Source organism: Rhizobium sp. UFLA01-1127 (genome assembly GCF_059803845.1).
In genome coordinates, this window is record NZ_JAUQTZ010000145.1 from 1 (window position 1) to 15,545 (window position 15,545).

General features: G+C 61.0%; 17 protein-coding genes. 10 read left to right on the plus strand and 7 right to left on the minus strand.

What is annotated here, in order from left to right; all coding sequences use genetic code 11:
- The 4 genes from Q4Q11_RS26330 to Q4Q11_RS26345 form a co-directional block, all read left to right on the plus strand.
- The coding region (locus tag Q4Q11_RS26330; RefSeq protein ID WP_498571312.1) for a J domain-containing protein at nt 1-482 on the plus strand (482 nt) is incomplete at its 5' end.
- 308 nt (nt 483-790) lie between these two features.
- Nucleotides 791-1,780 (plus strand): cobaltochelatase subunit CobS, encoded by a 990-nt coding sequence (gene cobS / locus Q4Q11_RS26335; protein ID WP_095436016.1) that lies wholly within the window; start codon nt 791-793, stop codon nt 1,778-1,780.
- A gap of 119 nt (nt 1,781-1,899) precedes the next feature.
- On the plus strand, nt 1,900-3,801 hold the full coding sequence (gene cobT, locus Q4Q11_RS26340) for a cobaltochelatase subunit CobT (RefSeq protein ID WP_112504361.1): 1,902 nt from the start codon (nt 1,900-1,902) through the stop codon (nt 3,799-3,801).
- 104 nt (nt 3,802-3,905) lie between these two features.
- On the plus strand, nt 3,906-4,913 hold the full coding sequence (locus Q4Q11_RS26345) for an esterase-like activity of phytase family protein (RefSeq protein ID WP_113215333.1): 1,008 nt from the start codon (nt 3,906-3,908) through the stop codon (nt 4,911-4,913).
- Between the two features lie 24 nt (nt 4,914-4,937).
- On the opposite strand, the gene Q4Q11_RS26350 is transcribed toward Q4Q11_RS26345, so the two are convergent.
- Together Q4Q11_RS26350 and rpmB are read right to left on the minus strand one after the other, a co-directional pair.
- A complete protein-coding gene (locus tag Q4Q11_RS26350; protein ID WP_112504358.1) occupies nt 4,938-5,573 on the minus strand; it encodes a queuosine precursor transporter in 636 nt (211 codons plus the stop codon).
- Nucleotides 5,574-5,690: 117 nt separating this feature from the next.
- On the minus strand, nt 5,691-5,990 hold the full coding sequence (gene rpmB / locus Q4Q11_RS26355; RefSeq protein ID WP_069612914.1) for a 50S ribosomal protein L28: 300 nt from the start codon (nt 5,988-5,990) through the stop codon (nt 5,691-5,693).
- Between the two features lie 225 nt (nt 5,991-6,215).
- Here rpmB and Q4Q11_RS26360 point away from each other — a divergent pair, with 225 nt between their 5' ends.
- Nucleotides 6,216-6,992 (plus strand): DUF3108 domain-containing protein, encoded by a 777-nt coding sequence (locus Q4Q11_RS26360; protein ID WP_112504356.1) that lies wholly within the window; start codon nt 6,216-6,218, stop codon nt 6,990-6,992.
- Nucleotides 6,993-7,131: 139 nt separating this feature from the next.
- Entirely contained in the window at nt 7,132-8,031 is a 900-nt protein-coding gene (yddG, locus tag Q4Q11_RS26365; RefSeq protein WP_113336835.1) for an aromatic amino acid exporter YddG, read from the plus strand.
- A gap of 47 nt (nt 8,032-8,078) precedes the next feature.
- Here yddG and Q4Q11_RS26370 read toward each other — a convergent pair whose 3' ends face one another.
- The 4 genes from Q4Q11_RS26370 to gloB form a co-directional block, all read right to left on the minus strand.
- The gene (locus Q4Q11_RS26370) at nt 8,079-8,516 is read right to left on the minus strand and encodes a VOC family protein (protein WP_498571313.1); all 438 of its coding nucleotides are present in this window, start codon (nt 8,514-8,516) and stop codon (nt 8,079-8,081) included.
- Nucleotides 8,517-8,598: 82 nt separating this feature from the next.
- Nucleotides 8,599-9,756, minus strand: a complete 1,158-nt coding sequence (locus Q4Q11_RS26375; protein ID WP_113215330.1) for an alpha/beta hydrolase — start codon at nt 9,754-9,756, stop codon at nt 8,599-8,601.
- A gap of 134 nt (nt 9,757-9,890) precedes the next feature.
- Nucleotides 9,891-10,316 (minus strand): cupin domain-containing protein, encoded by a 426-nt coding sequence (locus tag Q4Q11_RS26380; RefSeq protein WP_112504350.1) that lies wholly within the window; start codon nt 10,314-10,316, stop codon nt 9,891-9,893.
- Entirely contained in the window at nt 10,316-11,086 is a 771-nt protein-coding gene (gene gloB, locus Q4Q11_RS26385; protein ID WP_498571314.1) for a hydroxyacylglutathione hydrolase, read from the minus strand. The genes Q4Q11_RS26380 and gloB overlap by 1 nt, the downstream gene beginning before the upstream one ends.
- A gap of 53 nt (nt 11,087-11,139) precedes the next feature.
- Between gloB and Q4Q11_RS26390 the strand changes: the two genes are divergently transcribed.
- The 3 genes from Q4Q11_RS26390 to Q4Q11_RS26400 all read left to right on the plus strand — a co-directional run bounded on the left by Q4Q11_RS26390 (nt 11,140) and on the right by Q4Q11_RS26400 (nt 14,056).
- Entirely contained in the window at nt 11,140-11,919 is a 780-nt protein-coding gene (locus tag Q4Q11_RS26390; protein WP_112504346.1) for a class I SAM-dependent methyltransferase, read from the plus strand.
- Nucleotides 11,920-12,020: 101 nt separating this feature from the next.
- Entirely contained in the window at nt 12,021-13,130 is a 1,110-nt protein-coding gene (hisC, locus tag Q4Q11_RS26395; protein ID WP_498571315.1) for a histidinol-phosphate transaminase, read from the plus strand.
- Nucleotides 13,127-14,056 (plus strand): prephenate/arogenate dehydrogenase family protein, encoded by a 930-nt coding sequence (locus Q4Q11_RS26400; protein WP_112504342.1) that lies wholly within the window; start codon nt 13,127-13,129, stop codon nt 14,054-14,056. Before hisC ends, Q4Q11_RS26400 begins: the two co-directional genes overlap by 4 nt.
- A 92-nt stretch (nt 14,057-14,148) precedes the next feature.
- Here the strand turns inward: Q4Q11_RS26400 and Q4Q11_RS26405 are convergent, their stop codons facing one another.
- Nucleotides 14,149-15,162, minus strand: coding sequence for a DUF2125 domain-containing protein (locus tag Q4Q11_RS26405; RefSeq protein ID WP_498571316.1), 1,014 nt, complete (start codon nt 15,160-15,162; stop codon nt 14,149-14,151).
- A gap of 11 nt (nt 15,163-15,173) precedes the next feature.
- Here Q4Q11_RS26405 and Q4Q11_RS26410 point away from each other — a divergent pair.
- Nucleotides 15,174-15,545: gamma-glutamylcyclotransferase (locus Q4Q11_RS26410; RefSeq protein WP_498571317.1), on the plus strand; the 372-nt coding region annotated here is incomplete at its 3' end.

The following is a 15,545-nucleotide window of genomic DNA, read 5'->3' on the forward strand; positions in this document are numbered from 1 at the left end:
ATGCGGAAGGGCAGTTCTTTTTGTTCTGCTTCGAGCATGTCAAGGAATACAACAAGGGCTACAATTATTTCTCCGGCCTCTCGGACGGGGAGATTGCGCGCTATCAGAAGGAAGCCATAACCGGCCACCGTCCGACCTGGACGGTCGGGGTCAACAAGGCGGCGAAGAACAGCCCCCTGCAGTCGGATATCCGCTCAGGCGCCTACAGCAGGGTTCGCGATCCATTCGGGTTCGTCAAGGATGGCGATGGCCGCGGCGGCCCGCGCTACCCTCAGCAGCGCAAGCTTAAGACGCTGGAGGCGAAAGCGTTCGACACGATGGGGCTCGGCGCCAACGCTTCGGCGCCGGATATCAAGCGCAGATACAAGGAATTGGTGAAAATGCATCATCCCGATGCCAACGGCGGCGATCGCGGCTCCGAGGAACGTTTCCGGGAGGTCATACAGGCCTATCAATTATTGAAACAGAACGGTTTTTGTTAATTCCTGTCCTTGCTCTCCGCCTTCAATCAGGTATGGTCCAAATCGGCTGAAGCTGCGGGCAACCGCGGCAGGGTGCGCATTTGGCTGGCTGCACCTCGGCCAACTTTCCGGACGCGGCGTTTCTTGTCCGGGACTCTGTTCAAGGATGCTCGCAAGCGATCGTTTCATCGCGCCGAGATTTTGCTTTAGTCCCGGAGAAGTATCGCCGCTGTTCCGACCGAACGGATGCGGGCAACAAGCTGCGGCGTTTCGGATAAATCGGCTGAGTTTGATATGGCAGGGTGAGAGCCACCCGCCCTGGAGACATGATGAGCAAGATTGACCTTGATATTTCCGAGATCCCCGACACCACCGTTTCGGTTCGTGAGGTCTTCGGCATCGATTCCGACATTCGCGTTCCGGCCTACAGCCAGGGCAGCGCCTACGTGCCCGATTTGGATACGGACTACCTCTTCGATCGCGAGACCACGCTCGCCATTCTCGCCGGCTTCGCTCACAACCGCCGCGTGATGATCTCCGGCTATCACGGCACCGGCAAGTCCTCGCATATCGAGCAGGTTGCCGCGCGCCTCAACTGGCCCTGCGTGCGTATCAACCTCGACAGCCATGTCAGCCGTATCGATCTCGTCGGCAAGGATGCGATCGTCGTCAAGGACGGGCTGCAGGTCACCGAATTCAAGGACGGTATCCTGCCCTGGGCCTACCAGCACAATGTCGCGCTCGTCTTCGACGAATACGATGCCGGCCGTCCGGACGTGATGTTCGTCATCCAGCGCGTGCTGGAATCCTCGGGGCGCCTGACCCTGCTCGACCAGAGCCGCGTCATCCGTCCTCACCCGGCTTTCCGCCTGTTCGCGACCGCCAACACCATCGGCCTCGGCGACACCACCGGCCTCTATCACGGCACGCAGCAGATCAACCAGGCGCAGATGGACCGCTGGTCGATCGTGACGACGCTGAACTATCTGCCGCACAACAATGAAGTCGATATCGTGCTGGCGAAAGTGAAGTCCTTCCGCAACGACAAGGGCCGCGATACGGTTTCCAAGATGGTCCGCGTCGCCGATCTGACGCGTGCGGCCTTCATGAACGGCGATCTGTCGACCGTCATGAGCCCGCGTACCGTCATCACCTGGGCCGAGAACGCCGAAATCTTCGGCGATGTCGCCTTTGCCTTCCGCGTCACCTTCCTCAACAAGTGTGACGAGCTGGAGCGCCCGCTGGTCGCCGAGCACTATCAGCGCGCCTTCGGCGTCGAGCTGAAGGAAAGTGCCGCCAACATCGTGCTCGAAGCCTAGAACATTTCCGCTTTTCTTCGAATCGCGAAAACGTTCTATCTTTTTGTTTTGGCGCAATTCCGGATAGAAAACTGCTATGCATTTTTCCTGGAATTGCTTTAGGGAAAAGCCGATACATCATGTCAGGTCGCGGAGATAATTCCAAAGCGAAGCCGGGCGCCCCGGTGGACATGGAGCCGTTGCGCCGGGCGATTACGGGCTGCGTGCGCTCGATCGCCGGCGATGCCGAGGTCGAAGTGGCATTCGCCAACGAACGCCCGGGTATGACCGGCGAGCGCATCCGCTTGCCGGAGCTTTCGAAGCGGCCGACAATGCATGAGCTCGCGGTGACCCGCGGGCTTGGGGATTCGATGGCCCTGCGGCTGGCCTGCCACGACGCGCGCGTGCATGCCGTCATGGCGCCCCAGGGCGCTGACGCGCGCAGCGTCTTCGATGCCGTAGAGCAGGCGCGCGTCGAATCGATCGGTTCGCTGCGCATGAGCGGCGTCGCCGCCAACCTCAATTCGATGAATACGGAAAAATACGCCAAGGCGAATTTCTCCGGCATCGAACGGCGCGAGGATGCGCCGATCGGCGAAGCCATGGCAATGATCGTGCGCGAGAAGCTGACCGGTCAGAAGCCGCCGGAAAGCGCCGGCAAGGTGCTGGACCTCTGGCGTCCTTTCATCGAGGAAAAGACCGGCGGTCAGCTGGACAATCTGCTCTCGTCCATCAACGACCAGCAGAGCTTCGCCCGCGTCGTGCGCAACATTCTGACCGCCATGGAAATGGCCGAGGAATATGGCGACGAGCAATCCGAGCCCGACAGTGAGGAGCAGCCGAGCGAAGAGGACAAGCCGAACGGCGAGGATCAGGATAACGACGACGTCAAGGAAGACGAGGGCTCCGATGCCGCGCCGGCCGAGGACAGCGAAGCTTCCGATGAGCAGATGGAAGACGGCGCGACCGAAGACGGCGGTGAAATCTCCGACGACGACATGAGCGAAGAAGGCGAGGAAGATTCGGAAACGCCGGGCGAAACCCGCCGTCCGAATACTCCCTTCGCCGATTTCAATGAGAAGGTCGACTACCACGTCTATACGGAGGAGTTCGACGAGACCACGACCGCACAGGAACTGTGCGACGTGGCCGAGCTCGAGCGCCTGCGCGCCTTCCTCGATAAGCAGCTCGCCCATCTGCAGGGCGCCGTCGGCCGGCTGGCAAACCGCCTGCAGCGTCGCCTGATGGCGCAGCAGAACCGCTCCTGGGACTTCGATCTGGAAGAGGGATATCTCGATCCGGCTCGACTGCCGCGCCTGATCATCGACCCGACGCAGGCGCTGTCCTTCAAGATGGAGCGGGATACGCAGTTCCGTGATACGGTCGTGACGCTGCTGATCGACAATTCCGGCTCTATGCGCGGACGGCCGATCACGGTTGCAGCTTCCTGCGCCGACATCCTGGCGCGCACACTGGAGCGCTGCGGCGTGAAGGTCGAGATTCTCGGCTTCACTACCAAGGCCTGGAAAGGCGGTCAGGCACGCGAGAAATGGCTTGCCGGCGGCAAGCCGCAGACGCCGGGCCGGTTGAACGATCTGCGCCACATCATCTACAAGTCCGCGGACGAGCCCTATCGACGGGCGCGCAGCAATCTTGGGCTGATGATGCGCGAAGGCTTGCTCAAGGAGAACATCGACGGCGAGGCGCTGATCTGGGCGCATAACCGCCTGCTCGGTCGCCGTGAGCAGCGCCGTATCCTGATGATGATCTCGGACGGTGCGCCGGTCGATGACTCGACGCTGTCGGTCAATCCGGGCAATTATCTGGAGCGGCATCTGCGTGCCGTGATCGACCAGATCGAGACGCGTTCGCCGGTGGAACTGCTGGCGATCGGTATCGGCCATGACGTGACGCGGTACTATCGCCGCGCCGTCACCATCGTTGATGCCGACGAGCTTGCCGGCGCCATGACGGAGCAGCTCGCCTCGCTGTTCGAAGACCAGACGAGCATGCCGCGCTCGCGCATGCGCCGCGCGAGCTGAGCCCGCTGCTGCACCTTTCGGCATCGGCCCTGCGGCCGGCGCCTTTTCCGCCCGGAGGCACTGCTTTCTCAGGCCGGCGAGCGCGCAGGGCGTGCGCCGCTTTCATGGTGGTCGCTTTGACAGGGCTGCTCGCCGGATGCAGCTCGGGCGACGATAATCAGGAAGACGGTGGTCCGGCAAATATCCGTGCCACCGCAATTTCCACTTTCAGGCCAGGCTCGAGTGAAACGAGATTCGGCTCGCTGGAATTCGTCGGCGGCCTCGAACTCAGCTCCGACAATGCGCTTCTCGGCGCCATCTCCGCCATTCGCTTTCGCCCTGATCAACTTCATTTCATTTCCGTGCTGGATACCGGCCATTGGCTGACCGGGGCCATCGAACGTGACGGAAATGGCCGGCTGAAGGGCATCGGCGACGCACGGATCGTGCCGATGATCGACCGCCATGGCGGCATCGATGCCGGCGAGGGCGGCATGGATTCGGAGGGACTGGCGCTGCGCGGCGATCATGTTCTCGTCAGTTATGAACAGTATCACCGCGTCGATGTCTATCCGGACCCCGGCTTCGAGATTTCGCTGCCGGATGGCACGATGCCGATCCCGATCCCGAGAGTCGAGTTGCGCGCCAACCGCAGCCTCGAGGCGTTGATGATTGCGCCGCAATCGAGCTTGCTTGCCGGGGGCGCCGTCATCGTCACCGAAGATAGCCTGGACGATCAGGGGAATATGTCTGCTGCCGTGCTGGATGGACCGCTACAGGGGCGCTTCACCGTCCGGCGCCATTGCGGCTTCGGTGTCAGCGACGGCGTCTTTCTGCCTGACGGGGATCTCTTGCTGCTGGAACGCCGTTTCGGACTGATGCACGGCCTTGGCGTGCGCATCCGCCGGATAGCCGGAGCGGACATCAAGCCTGGCGCGGTCGTGGACGGCAGGGTGATCTTCGAGGCTGGCCCCGGAGACCAGATCGACAATATGGAAGGCTTGGATGTCTTCCGCGCCGCCGATGGCGCGCTTCACCTCATCCTGGTCTCGGATGACAATCATTCGATCCTGCAGCGCAGCCTGATGCTCGAATTTCGCCTGAACGACGAGAGTGTCGTCAGCCAGAAATAGAAGCGATGCGGGCCGATCGATTACTCAGGCAGTCGGAGCCTGCGGCATCGGCTTCAGCATGTTCATCAGTGCGCCGTAAGGCAGCAGCATGACGAGGCCGACCGTCATCTTGACGGAGAAATCGCCGATCGCCCAGGAGATCCACCGCGGCGCCGCAGTGGAGAAGGCGCCGAGGATCGGCGCCCATTCGATCGCGAAGGGATCGTTCGGTCCGAAGAAGACGAAGAAGGGCGCGAAGGCGAAGGAGAAGAAGATCAGCGTATCCAGCATCGAACCGATGAGCGAGCCGAACAGCGGCGCGCGCCACCATGCCAGACGGCGAAGGCGGTTGAAGACCGAGATATCAAGCAGCTGGCCGGCGAGATAAGCCGAACCGGAAGCGATCGCGATGCGCGGCTGTGCCGTATAGAACGACAGCGCGACGCCGACGACGAAGCCGGCAAACACGACCTTGCGTGCAGCCTTGGGGCCAAATTGGCGGTTGGTCAGATCTGTGATGAGGAAGGCGACCGGATAGGTAAAGGCGCCCCAGGTGAGGATATCCGCGAGATTGATGCCGGCGAGCGTAGCCTGCAGCGGATACTGCACAAGAACGTTGGAGGCGACGACGACCAGCGTCATCAGCAGAACATAGATAAGGGTTTGGCGTGCCGTCAGCATTTTTTTATCCTGGGAGATGCCACCAGTTGGAACAGACCGGACATGGAAAAAGGCTTGTCCGGAGATTATCCGTGCAAGCCTCTTAGCCGGTATGAAATCGCGAAACGTTAGTGCTGCTTAGGCAGCAACGGCAGCTTCAGCGGACTTCTTGACGATCTGGCGACGCAGCAGGCGAGCGCGCATGCTGAGTTCGTTTTCGCTTGCCTTCAGGAGGAAAGCGTCCAGACCACCGCGATGCTCGACCGAACGGAGCGCTGCAGCGGAAACGCGCAGACGGTAGCGCTGGCCGAGAACGTCGGAGATCAGCGTGACCTGGCAGAGGTTCGGCAGGAACCGACGCTTGGTCTTGTTGTTGGCGTGGCTGACATTGTTGCCCACGAGGACGGCCTTGCCGGTCAATTCGCACATGCGGGACATGGTACACCTACTTTTGTTTTTCTAGGCCATCGAATAGTCATCCCGGGCAAAACCCGACACGCAATCCAACAGGCCGTAATTGGAAAGTTGCGGTTCTATAGTCAGAGAGGCCGGCCGCGTCAAGCCAAACCTTGTGTTTTCCCGCAATTCCGTCAAAAAGCTGCTGTTGTCTGACGCTCGCAGCAGGCGATATATCTTGCCTGATCCTCGTTGAAGGCCTTGCTCATGGTTCAAATTCGGAAGTGGCTTCTCATTTCAGCTATCGTTGCGTCGATGCCGTCGCTGGCATTGGCCGACGCGCTGCGCCATGAAACGCGCTATCGCGTCTCGCTGGCCGGCCTGCCGATCGCAAGAGCCGATTTCAAGACGGAGGTCACCGGTAAGCAATTCACGATCCGCGGCGATATCACCTCGGCCGGTCTTGCGGATCTCGTCACGTCCATCGATGCGAAGACCGATGTGACCGGCGTCGTCAACGACACCAAGCTGCAGGCGACGCACTACACGCTCTTCTACAAGAGCGGCAGAAAGGAGCGGACCTACGATGTCGCCTATACCAACGGCAATGTGACATCGAACACGATCACGCCCGAACCAAAGCGGTCGGATACCTGGGTCCCCGTTACGGAAAGCGACTTGAAGTCCGTGCTCGATCCGATATCGGGCATGATCTTTCCGATCACGCCCAGCCTCAATCTCTGCAGCCAGACGTTGGCTGTTTTCGATGGTGAAATGCGGATGGATCTGAAGCTGTCGCCGAAGGGATCGCATCCCTTCTCGACGGATGGCTTCAAGGGCAAGACCATCGCCTGCGGTGTGCGCTTCACCCCGAAGAGCGGCTACAAGAGCACGCGCAAGGACTATCTCTATCTCGCCAAGAGCGACAATATGGAGATCTGGTTCGCCAAGGCCGACACCATGAATGTCTATGCTCCGGTCTATGTCCGCATACCCACACAATATGGGACGGTGACGATTACGGCGGTGAAATACGGCAGCTAGACCGGGCGGCCGTTTCACAGAAACGCTTGACGATTTTCCCGGTTATTTCTACTCAATTTTCGGTAGAAGATTTTTTTGCATTTTTCATGGGGTTGCTTTAGCGGGCCGCAGACGTCCGCAGCAATAGGCTGGGGCAGGGATGAAATTTCGCGCGACGCTGACAGGCTTTTCAGCCATTCTGATGTGGTCGTTTCTGGCGCTTCTGACCGTTGCCTCCGGCAAGATGCCGCCCTTTCAGCTGCTTGCCGTCTGCTTTGCGATCGGCAGCATTCCGGGCATCGCCGTCCTTCTCTCGAAGCCGGAGCGGCTGCAACTGCTGCGCCAGCCTGCCAAGGTCTGGATCACGGGCATTGCGGGTTTGTTCGGCTATCATTTCCTCTATTTTACAGCACTGCGTCATGCGCCGGCGGTCGAGGCTGGTTTGATCGCCTATCTCTGGCCGCTGCTGATCGTCGTCGGCTCGGCGCTGCTGCCCGGCGAGCGGTTGCGCTGGTATCATATTCTCGGCGCTTTGATGGGCCTTTCGGGCACGGTTCTCATCGTCGGCCGTAACGGCTTCCATTTCGAAGGTGCTTACGCCGTCGGCTATGGCGCGGCCTTTCTCTGCGCCTTCACCTGGTCCGGCTATTCGCTGATCACGCGCCGTTTCGAGGCCGTGTCTACCGACGTGGTAACCCTGTTCTGCCTCGCGACAGCTGTCCTCTCCTTCTTTTGCCATCTTGCCCTGGAGGAGACAATCTGGCCGGAAAGCGCGGCCCAGTGGATGGCCGTGCTCGGATTGGGCCTCTTTCCGGTCGGGGCGGCCTTCTATGCCTGGGATTACGGTGTCAAGAACGGCGATATCCAGATCCTCGGCGCGGCAAGCTATGCCGCGCCGCTGCTGTCGACGCTGATCCTGACGCTGTTCGGTTTTGCCGAACCGAGCTGGGGCATTGCGCTTGCCTGCCTTCTTGTGACCGGTGGCGCGGTGCTTGCCGCGCACCGCATGATCCTGCGCCAGGATCGTGCTGAAGGGACGCAGGCCGAAGCGGCGGAATAGCTCCGCCGCAGTCGCTGCCAGTTCCTTCTATTGCTGCCGTATTGCACTCAGCGGAGTTCCTGGGCGAGTCCGATGAGGAGCCCTTCAGGCCCACGGATGTAGCAGAGCCGATATGCGTCTTCATATTGGACCACTTCGCCTACGAGCTGCGCGCCGCGCGTGCGGAGCCTCTCAAGCGTTTCGTCAAGGTCATCGACGGCGAACATGACGCGGAGGTATCCGAGAGCGTTGACCGGGGCGTTGCGGTGATCCGCGACGACAGGGGGCGCGAGGAAGCGGGAGAGCTCGAGCCGGCTATGACCGTCCGGTGTACGCATCATGGCGATCTCGACGCGCTGGTCGCCCAGCCCGGTGATGCGCCCGGCCCATTCTCCTTCGATCGTGGCCCGTCCTTCGAGCTCGAGACCAAGTTCGCGAAAGAAATCAATCGTCCCTTCTAGGTCTTCGACGACGATTCCGACATTGTCCATCCGCTTGAGTGCCATGCTTCCAATCTCCGGAGTGCCGTCTGGCCGTAAACTCGTGAAGCCGCTGGCCAAGCGAGGAGTCTACGGCCAGATCTGATTGCTATTTCTTGAAGACCTTTTCCAGGAAGGCAACGAGCGACGGCCGCCAGACATCCATCTCGTGCTGGAGGTCCGGATATTCGTGGTATTCGTGCTTGATCTTCTTCTCGTCCAGCGTCGCTTTCAGGCCGGCGACGTCCTTGCCGACGATCTGGTCCTTGCTTCCTACCGTCACCGTGAAGTTGTGCAGAGCCTTGTTGATCTTCTCCGGTTCGTTCAGCACTGTATCGACGGTCTTGTTCGGTACGGTCGTCGTGCTGACGCCGCTGAAGGTCGCGACCCAGCCGAACGTGTCCAGATGCGAGAGGCCGGATACGAGAGCTTGATAGCCGCCCTGTGACAGCCCGGCAACGGCGCGGCCGCTGGTTTCGTTTCGCACCCGATAATGCTTCTTCATATACGGAATAAGATCTTCGGTCAGCTCGCGATCGGCTGCCTCGGCATTCGCCGGATAGAAGTTTGCGCGGCGATCGGCGGCGGGGAAGTTTTCGGCGATCGCGTTCGGTACGTCGGTTTCCGTATCGGGGATGACGACGATCATCGGCTCGATCTTCTTTTCGGCAAGGAGATTGTCGAGGATCTGCGGAGCGCGGCCCTGGAGGACCCAGGACCCCACCGTATCGCCAAAGCCGTGATAGAGGTAGAGCACCGGCAGTGGTTTGGAGGAATCGGTGTAGCCGGGCGGCGTGTAGACATACATCTGCCGCTCCGAATCGAGCGCCTTGGAATGCAGGGTCACCAGCCGCAGGTCGCCATGCGGCACGTTGCGGGTGTCGAGTATGCTGCCGGGCACCAGGATCAGGCTGGTATTGACCTGCCGCTGCGGCTTGGGCGCGTTGGTGCCGGGGTCGATGCTGCGGAAGCCGTCGACGTTGAAGTAATATTCGTAGAGATCCGGCTTCAGCACCTCCGTCTTGGCGCTCCATGTGCCGTCGTCGCCACGCTGCATGGCGATGGGATCGCGCGAGCCCAAGGTGACGGAAACCGCCTTTGCCATCGGTGCGTAGAGCCGGAAGGCGATCGACCCGTCTTTCTCGACCGAGGTCACGAAGTTTTTCAGAGGCTTTTCGGGCGGCGGCGAAGCCGGTGCATCGAGGGCAAAGACAGGGGCACTCATGACGCAGCCTGCCGCGACGAGCAAAGGAAACAACAAACGCACGAAAAAACCTCCTCCAGATGAATCAATTTTCACTTTCCCCGTGTAAAGCTGACACAGCGCATCACTTTTTCAAGGCTATCGCTGCGCGCCGTCCGGCCGCATTCCGCGTGATGTCAATGAAAGGTAAAAAGGTCTCAGTCCGACGCCGGCTTCCAATCCGGCGGCGCCATCTCGAAGCTCGAAAATTCGAAGCCGGGCGCGACAGTACAGCCGACGAGCGTGAATGCGCCAAGGCTTTCGGCAGATTGCCACCAGTTGGCCGGGATAATGGCCTGCGGGCGCTCGCCCTTTGCCAGATCGATGCCGAGTACGAGCTTTTCGCTGGCCTTGCCGTCGGCCGAGCGATGCAAAGCGAGAGGCGCGCCGGCATAATAGTGCCAGACCTCGGCGGCATCGTGCACCCGGTGCCAATGCGAGCGTTCGCCCGCTTCCAGCAGATAATAGATCGCCGTGGAATGACCGCGCGCGCCGCCGTTCTCGTCGCGAAAGGTCTGCACATACCAGCCGCCTTCCGGATGCCGCTGCATGGAAAGCGTTTCGATGATCTCTTTTGCCTGCATCAGAAATTGTCCTTGCGCTTGCGGATCTCGGCGAAGACTTCTTCGTTGCTGCGGCTTTCCATCAGCAGGTTGCGGCGGATCGCAGGATCGGCGGCGCGCAGGAACGGATTGGTTTCCTTTTCCAGCGCCAGTGTCGTCGGAATGGTGAACTTGCCTTGCGCCCGCAACGCTTCGATATCTGCGGCGCGCGCCTTCAGCCGCTCGTTGCCGGGATCGATGGTCAATGCGAAGCGGGCGTTGGAGAGTGTATATTCGTGGCCGAAATAAACGGCCGTTTCGTCCGGCAGGGCGGCGAGCTTCTGCAGGGAGGTCCACATATCCGCCGCCGGCCGTTCGAACAGGCGGCCGCATCCGAGCGCAAACAGCGTGTCAGCGGCAAAGAGCAGCTTGTCGTCGGCGAAGTGGTAGCAGACATGGCCGGCGGTATGGCCGGGCGTTTCGATGACATTGACCGTATGGCCGGCAAATTCGAACGTGTCGCCGTCGCTGACCGCGCGATCGAGGCCGGGAATGGCGACGGCCTCGTTGATCGGACCGACGATCTCGCAGCCGAACTGCTCCTTGAGCGCCAGATTGCCCTCGACATGATCGGTATGGTGATGTGTGGTCAAGATGTGGCTGATGGTCCAGCCGCGACGATCGGCTGCCTTCAGGACCGCCTCCGCCTCCGGAGCGTCGATCGATGCCGTCAGTCCGGTTTCGGGATCATGGACCAAGACGCCGTAATTGTCGGAACGGCAGATAAAAATCTCTAATTCCAATGGTTTCATGGTCGAAATCGTCCTCGTCTTTTCCGTGAGTAGAGAATGTAAGACGTTCGGCCTTGAAGTCCAACGCTCGGCTGATAACATTTGTTTCGATGCATACCGATATCGTCGATCTCCGCCAGTTTTATCATTCCGAGCTCGGTCGCTTGGCGGAGCAGTCGATCGCCATGGCGCTTTCCTCTATCTGGGCGCGCATGCCGGAGGAGCGGCTCGTCGGTCTCGGCTATGCCGTTCCCTATCTCGACCGCTTTCGCGCCGATACGGAGCGTACTTTCGCCTTCATGCCGGCGGGGCAGGGTGCGGTGAACTGGCCTATGGGTTCCGCATCGTCGACGGCCCTGATCTTTGATGAAGAGCTGCCATTGCCCGACAGTTCGATCGACCGCGTGCTGATGGTGCATTCGCTGGAATTTGCCGAAAGCCCGCGCGAGACGCTGAAGGAGCTTTGGCGTGTTCTGGCACCTGGCGGCCGGCTGGTCATTGTCGTGCCGAACCGTACCGGCGTGTGGGCGCGCATGGAGCATACGCCGTTCGGCTCCGGCCGCCCCTATTCGCGGGGCCAGCTCACTTCGCTGCTGCGCGAAACCAATTTCACGCCGGGCGCGAGCGCGGAGGCGCTGTTCTTTCCTCCTTCCAAGCTGCGGACCGTCCTGCGGCTGCGCCGCGCCTTCGAACGGATCGGCCGCACTCTTTGGCCCGCCTTTTCCGGCGTCATCATCGTCGAGGCGCAGAAGCGGCTTTATCAGGGGCTGCCGGTTGCGGTTCGCGCCTCGCGCCGTGTCTTCGTGCCGGTGCTGGCGCCGCGCGGCATACCGACGACACGTGATGGCGCGTGACGCTTTCGCCGCAGCGTCACACTCGACAAATTTGTCAATCCGCATTAATGCGACGGGGTGTCATAAGCCGGAATTTTCCGGTCCTTCCCAAGGTCGATCCCATGAGCATGGAAATGAGCAAGCCCGTCCCGCGTTCCGGCATTCTCGATATCGCTGCCTATGTGCCGGGCAAGGAGCATGCGCCGGGCGTTGCGCGCGTGTTCAAGCTTTCCTCGAATGAGACGCCGCTTGGCGCCAGCCCGAAGGCCATCGAAGCTTTCCGCGGCGCTGCCGGGCATCTGGAGCGCTATCCGGACGGGCAGGCCAAGGAATTGCGCCAGGCGATCGCCGATGTCCACGGGCTGAATGTGGCCAATATTCTTTGCGGCAATGGCTCTGACGAATTGCTCGGCCTGCTCTGCCACACCTATCTCGGCACCGGTGACGAAGGCATCATTACCGAGCACGGCTTCCTGGTCTACAAGATCCAGATCATGGCGGCCGGCGCGACGCCCGTGACGGTCAAGGAAAAGGATTGCACCGTCGATATCGACGCGATCCTCGCGGCGGTCACGGAGAAGACCAAAATGGTCTTCATTGCCAACCCCGCCAATCCCACAGGAACTTATGTTCCAGTCAGTGAGATCCGCCGCCTGCAGGCGGGCCTGCCGAAGCACGTCATCCTCGTGCTCGATGCCGCCTATGCCGAATATGTCCGCCGCAACGACTATGAGGCAGGCCTTGAACTCGTTTCGGCAAACCAGAACGTCGTCATGACCCGCACCTTCTCCAAGGTTTATGGCCTTGCGGCGCTTCGCATCGGCTGGATGTATGCCCCGGTCGATATCGTCGATGCGATCAACCGCGTGCGTGCCCCGTTCAACATGAACACGGCTGCCATCGCCGCCGGAGCGGCTGCCATTCGCGACCAGGCCTTCACCGAAACGGCCGTTGCGTATAACACGCTCTGGATCGGGAAGGTGACGGCCGCGCTCGAGGCCCTCGACCTCAAGGTGACGCCGTCGGTTGCGAATTTCGTCCTGATCCATTTCCCGGACAGCGACGGCAAGCGTGCCGCGGAGGCCGATGATTTCCTGACGAGCCGCGGCTATATCCTGCGCGCCGTGCGTGCCTATGGCTTCCCGAATTCGCTGCGTCTGAGCATCGGCACCGAAGAGGCCAATCTCGGCGTGATCGCCGCTCTGACCGAATTTATGGGGCGCAAGGCATGAGCAACATCCAGTTCGACCGCATCGCGCTGATCGGCATCGGCCTGATCGGCTCCTCCATCGCCCACGATATCAAGCGCCTCGGCCTTGCCAAGGAAGTGGTGATCTCGACGCGCAGTGCCGAGACGCTGAAACGTGCCGAAGAGCTGAAGCTCGGTGACCGTTATACGCCGTCTTCAGCCGAAGCAGTGAAAGGCGCCGATCTCGTCATCGTTTCCGTGCCTGTGGGAGCCTCGGAGAGCGTCGCCAAGGAAATCGCCGCGCATCTGAAGCCGGGCGCCATCGTCACCGATGTCGGCTCGACCAAGGCGTCGGTCATCGCGCAGATGCAGCCGCATATGCCGCCCAACGTGCATTTCATCCCAGGCCATCCGCTGGCAGGTACGGAGAAATCCGGCCCGGATGCTGGTTTTCCGGGGCTGTTCAAGGGACGCTGGTGCATTTTCACGCCCGTTCCGGGCACCGACGAGGCCGCGATCAAGACGCTTCGCGGCTTCTGGGAGACCTTGGGCTCCCGTGTCGACGAAATGGACCCGGAGCATCACGACAAGGTGCTGGCGATCGTCTCGCATCTGCCGCATCTGATCGCCTACAACATCGTCGGCACCGCCGACGATCTGGAAACGGTGACCGAGTCGGAAGTCATCAAATATTCGGCCTCCGGTTTCCGCGACTTCACCCGCCTTGCCGCGTCCGATCCGACTATGTGGCGCGATGTCTGCCTGCATAACCGCGATGCCATTCTGGAAATGCTGTCGCGCTTCTCGGAGGATCTGGCATCGCTGCAGCGTGCCATCCGCTGGGGTGACGGGGACAAGATTTTCGACCTTTTCACCCGTACGCGCGCCATCCGCCGCTCGATCGTCGAAGCCGGCCAGGATGTCGACGTGCCCGACTTCGGCCGTCACGCGCTGGATGTGAAGGAATAGCCGCCTTTCTGCCTTCTCCCCTCGGGGAGAAGGTGCCTGAAAGGGCGGATGAGGGGTGTTTGTGACGCGGCTGTGGCGAAGGTTTCAGGCTCTCAGATCGGCGGGATCTTGCCGAGCGGGATGAAGCCGCTCAGCGAGAGGCGGCCGCGATCGGCGGTCAGCGGAACGGAGACCTTGTCGCCGCCATTGGCAAGCGCCTTCAGCATCTTGGTGGCTGTATTGATGATGCTCTTGGCGGCGGGAAGCGTGGCGGTCAGGCTATCGCCCCAAGGCCCGATTTGGTTGATTTCCAGCTTGAACTGGCCGGACAGAAAACCCTGATCGTCGAAATTGAAGGGGCCGGAAAGCGTCATGATGCGGCCGTCGCCAATATCGATGACGGCTTGATGCAGCACGCCCGCGGCGCCGCGAAGCCCTTCGCGGTCGCTGCCGTCGAGCAGACCTGCCTTGCCTGACAGCGTCACGTTGGCGCTGGTCGAAGCGGTCGGTAGGGTCTGCGGAAAATCCTTGATCACGGCATTGGCGTTTTCGACGCCGATGGCGAAATCGAGATCGCTGCCGTTCTGGCTGGCATGCATCTCCGTATGGGCAGCGGTGACATCGACGCTTTGGCCGGTGACGGAGGAGGCGATGCCGGCTTTCAGCCCTTCGATGACAGTCTGGGTCTGCGCGACGCCGCGGCCCTTGGCAACGAGGCTCGATTGCAGGTCGGCCCATTCGGCCGATACGGTCAGGCCCTCGGTCGTCTGCAATTTGGCGGGAGATTTCAGGCTCCAGCTCACATGGTTGGGCTGGAAGACCGGTGCGGAAGCGCTGAGCCCGTCGAAATTGGTGGAGACACCCCGCGTCTGGTTGTCGACTGTCACGGTGTCACAGGTCAGGCCGATGGAGAAGGGAAAGCCGTTGAAGGCCATGTTCCCGCATTTGCCGGCAATGCCGGCGCTGTTCTGCTGGCCGAGCGCTTTCAGGACGCTGGTCCTGACGAAACTGGTCGCGTAGTACCATCCGCCGGTGTACAAACCCGCCAGGACCACTATCAGCCCAAGAAGAATGAGCCACGGACGTTTGCCTCGACCGGTCGTTACGCTCTGGCTTGACGCTGCCATGTTGTTCTCCAATGGTTGGACTGAAGCTTCACAGTGATTTGGCGTTGGATATGGACGAATTTTGGGTGTTTGGCTACGGATCGCTTATGTGGAATCCGGGCTTCGGTCATGACGAAAGGGCCGAGGCCCTGATTTTCGGCTATCGCCGCTCGCTTTGCGTCCGTTCCTGGGTTCATCGCGGCACGGAGGAGAACCCCGGCCTGGTTCTTGGCCTCGATCGCGGCGGTTCCTGCCGCGGCATGGCCTTTCGCGTTGCGGCTCCCATCTGGGAGGAGGTGCTGGCCTATTTGCGCGAGCGCGAACTCGTCACCAATGTCTACCTCGAAAAGACACTCCCCATCCGTCTGGCCGACGGAAGGCGCGTGACCGCAGTCGCCTATGTC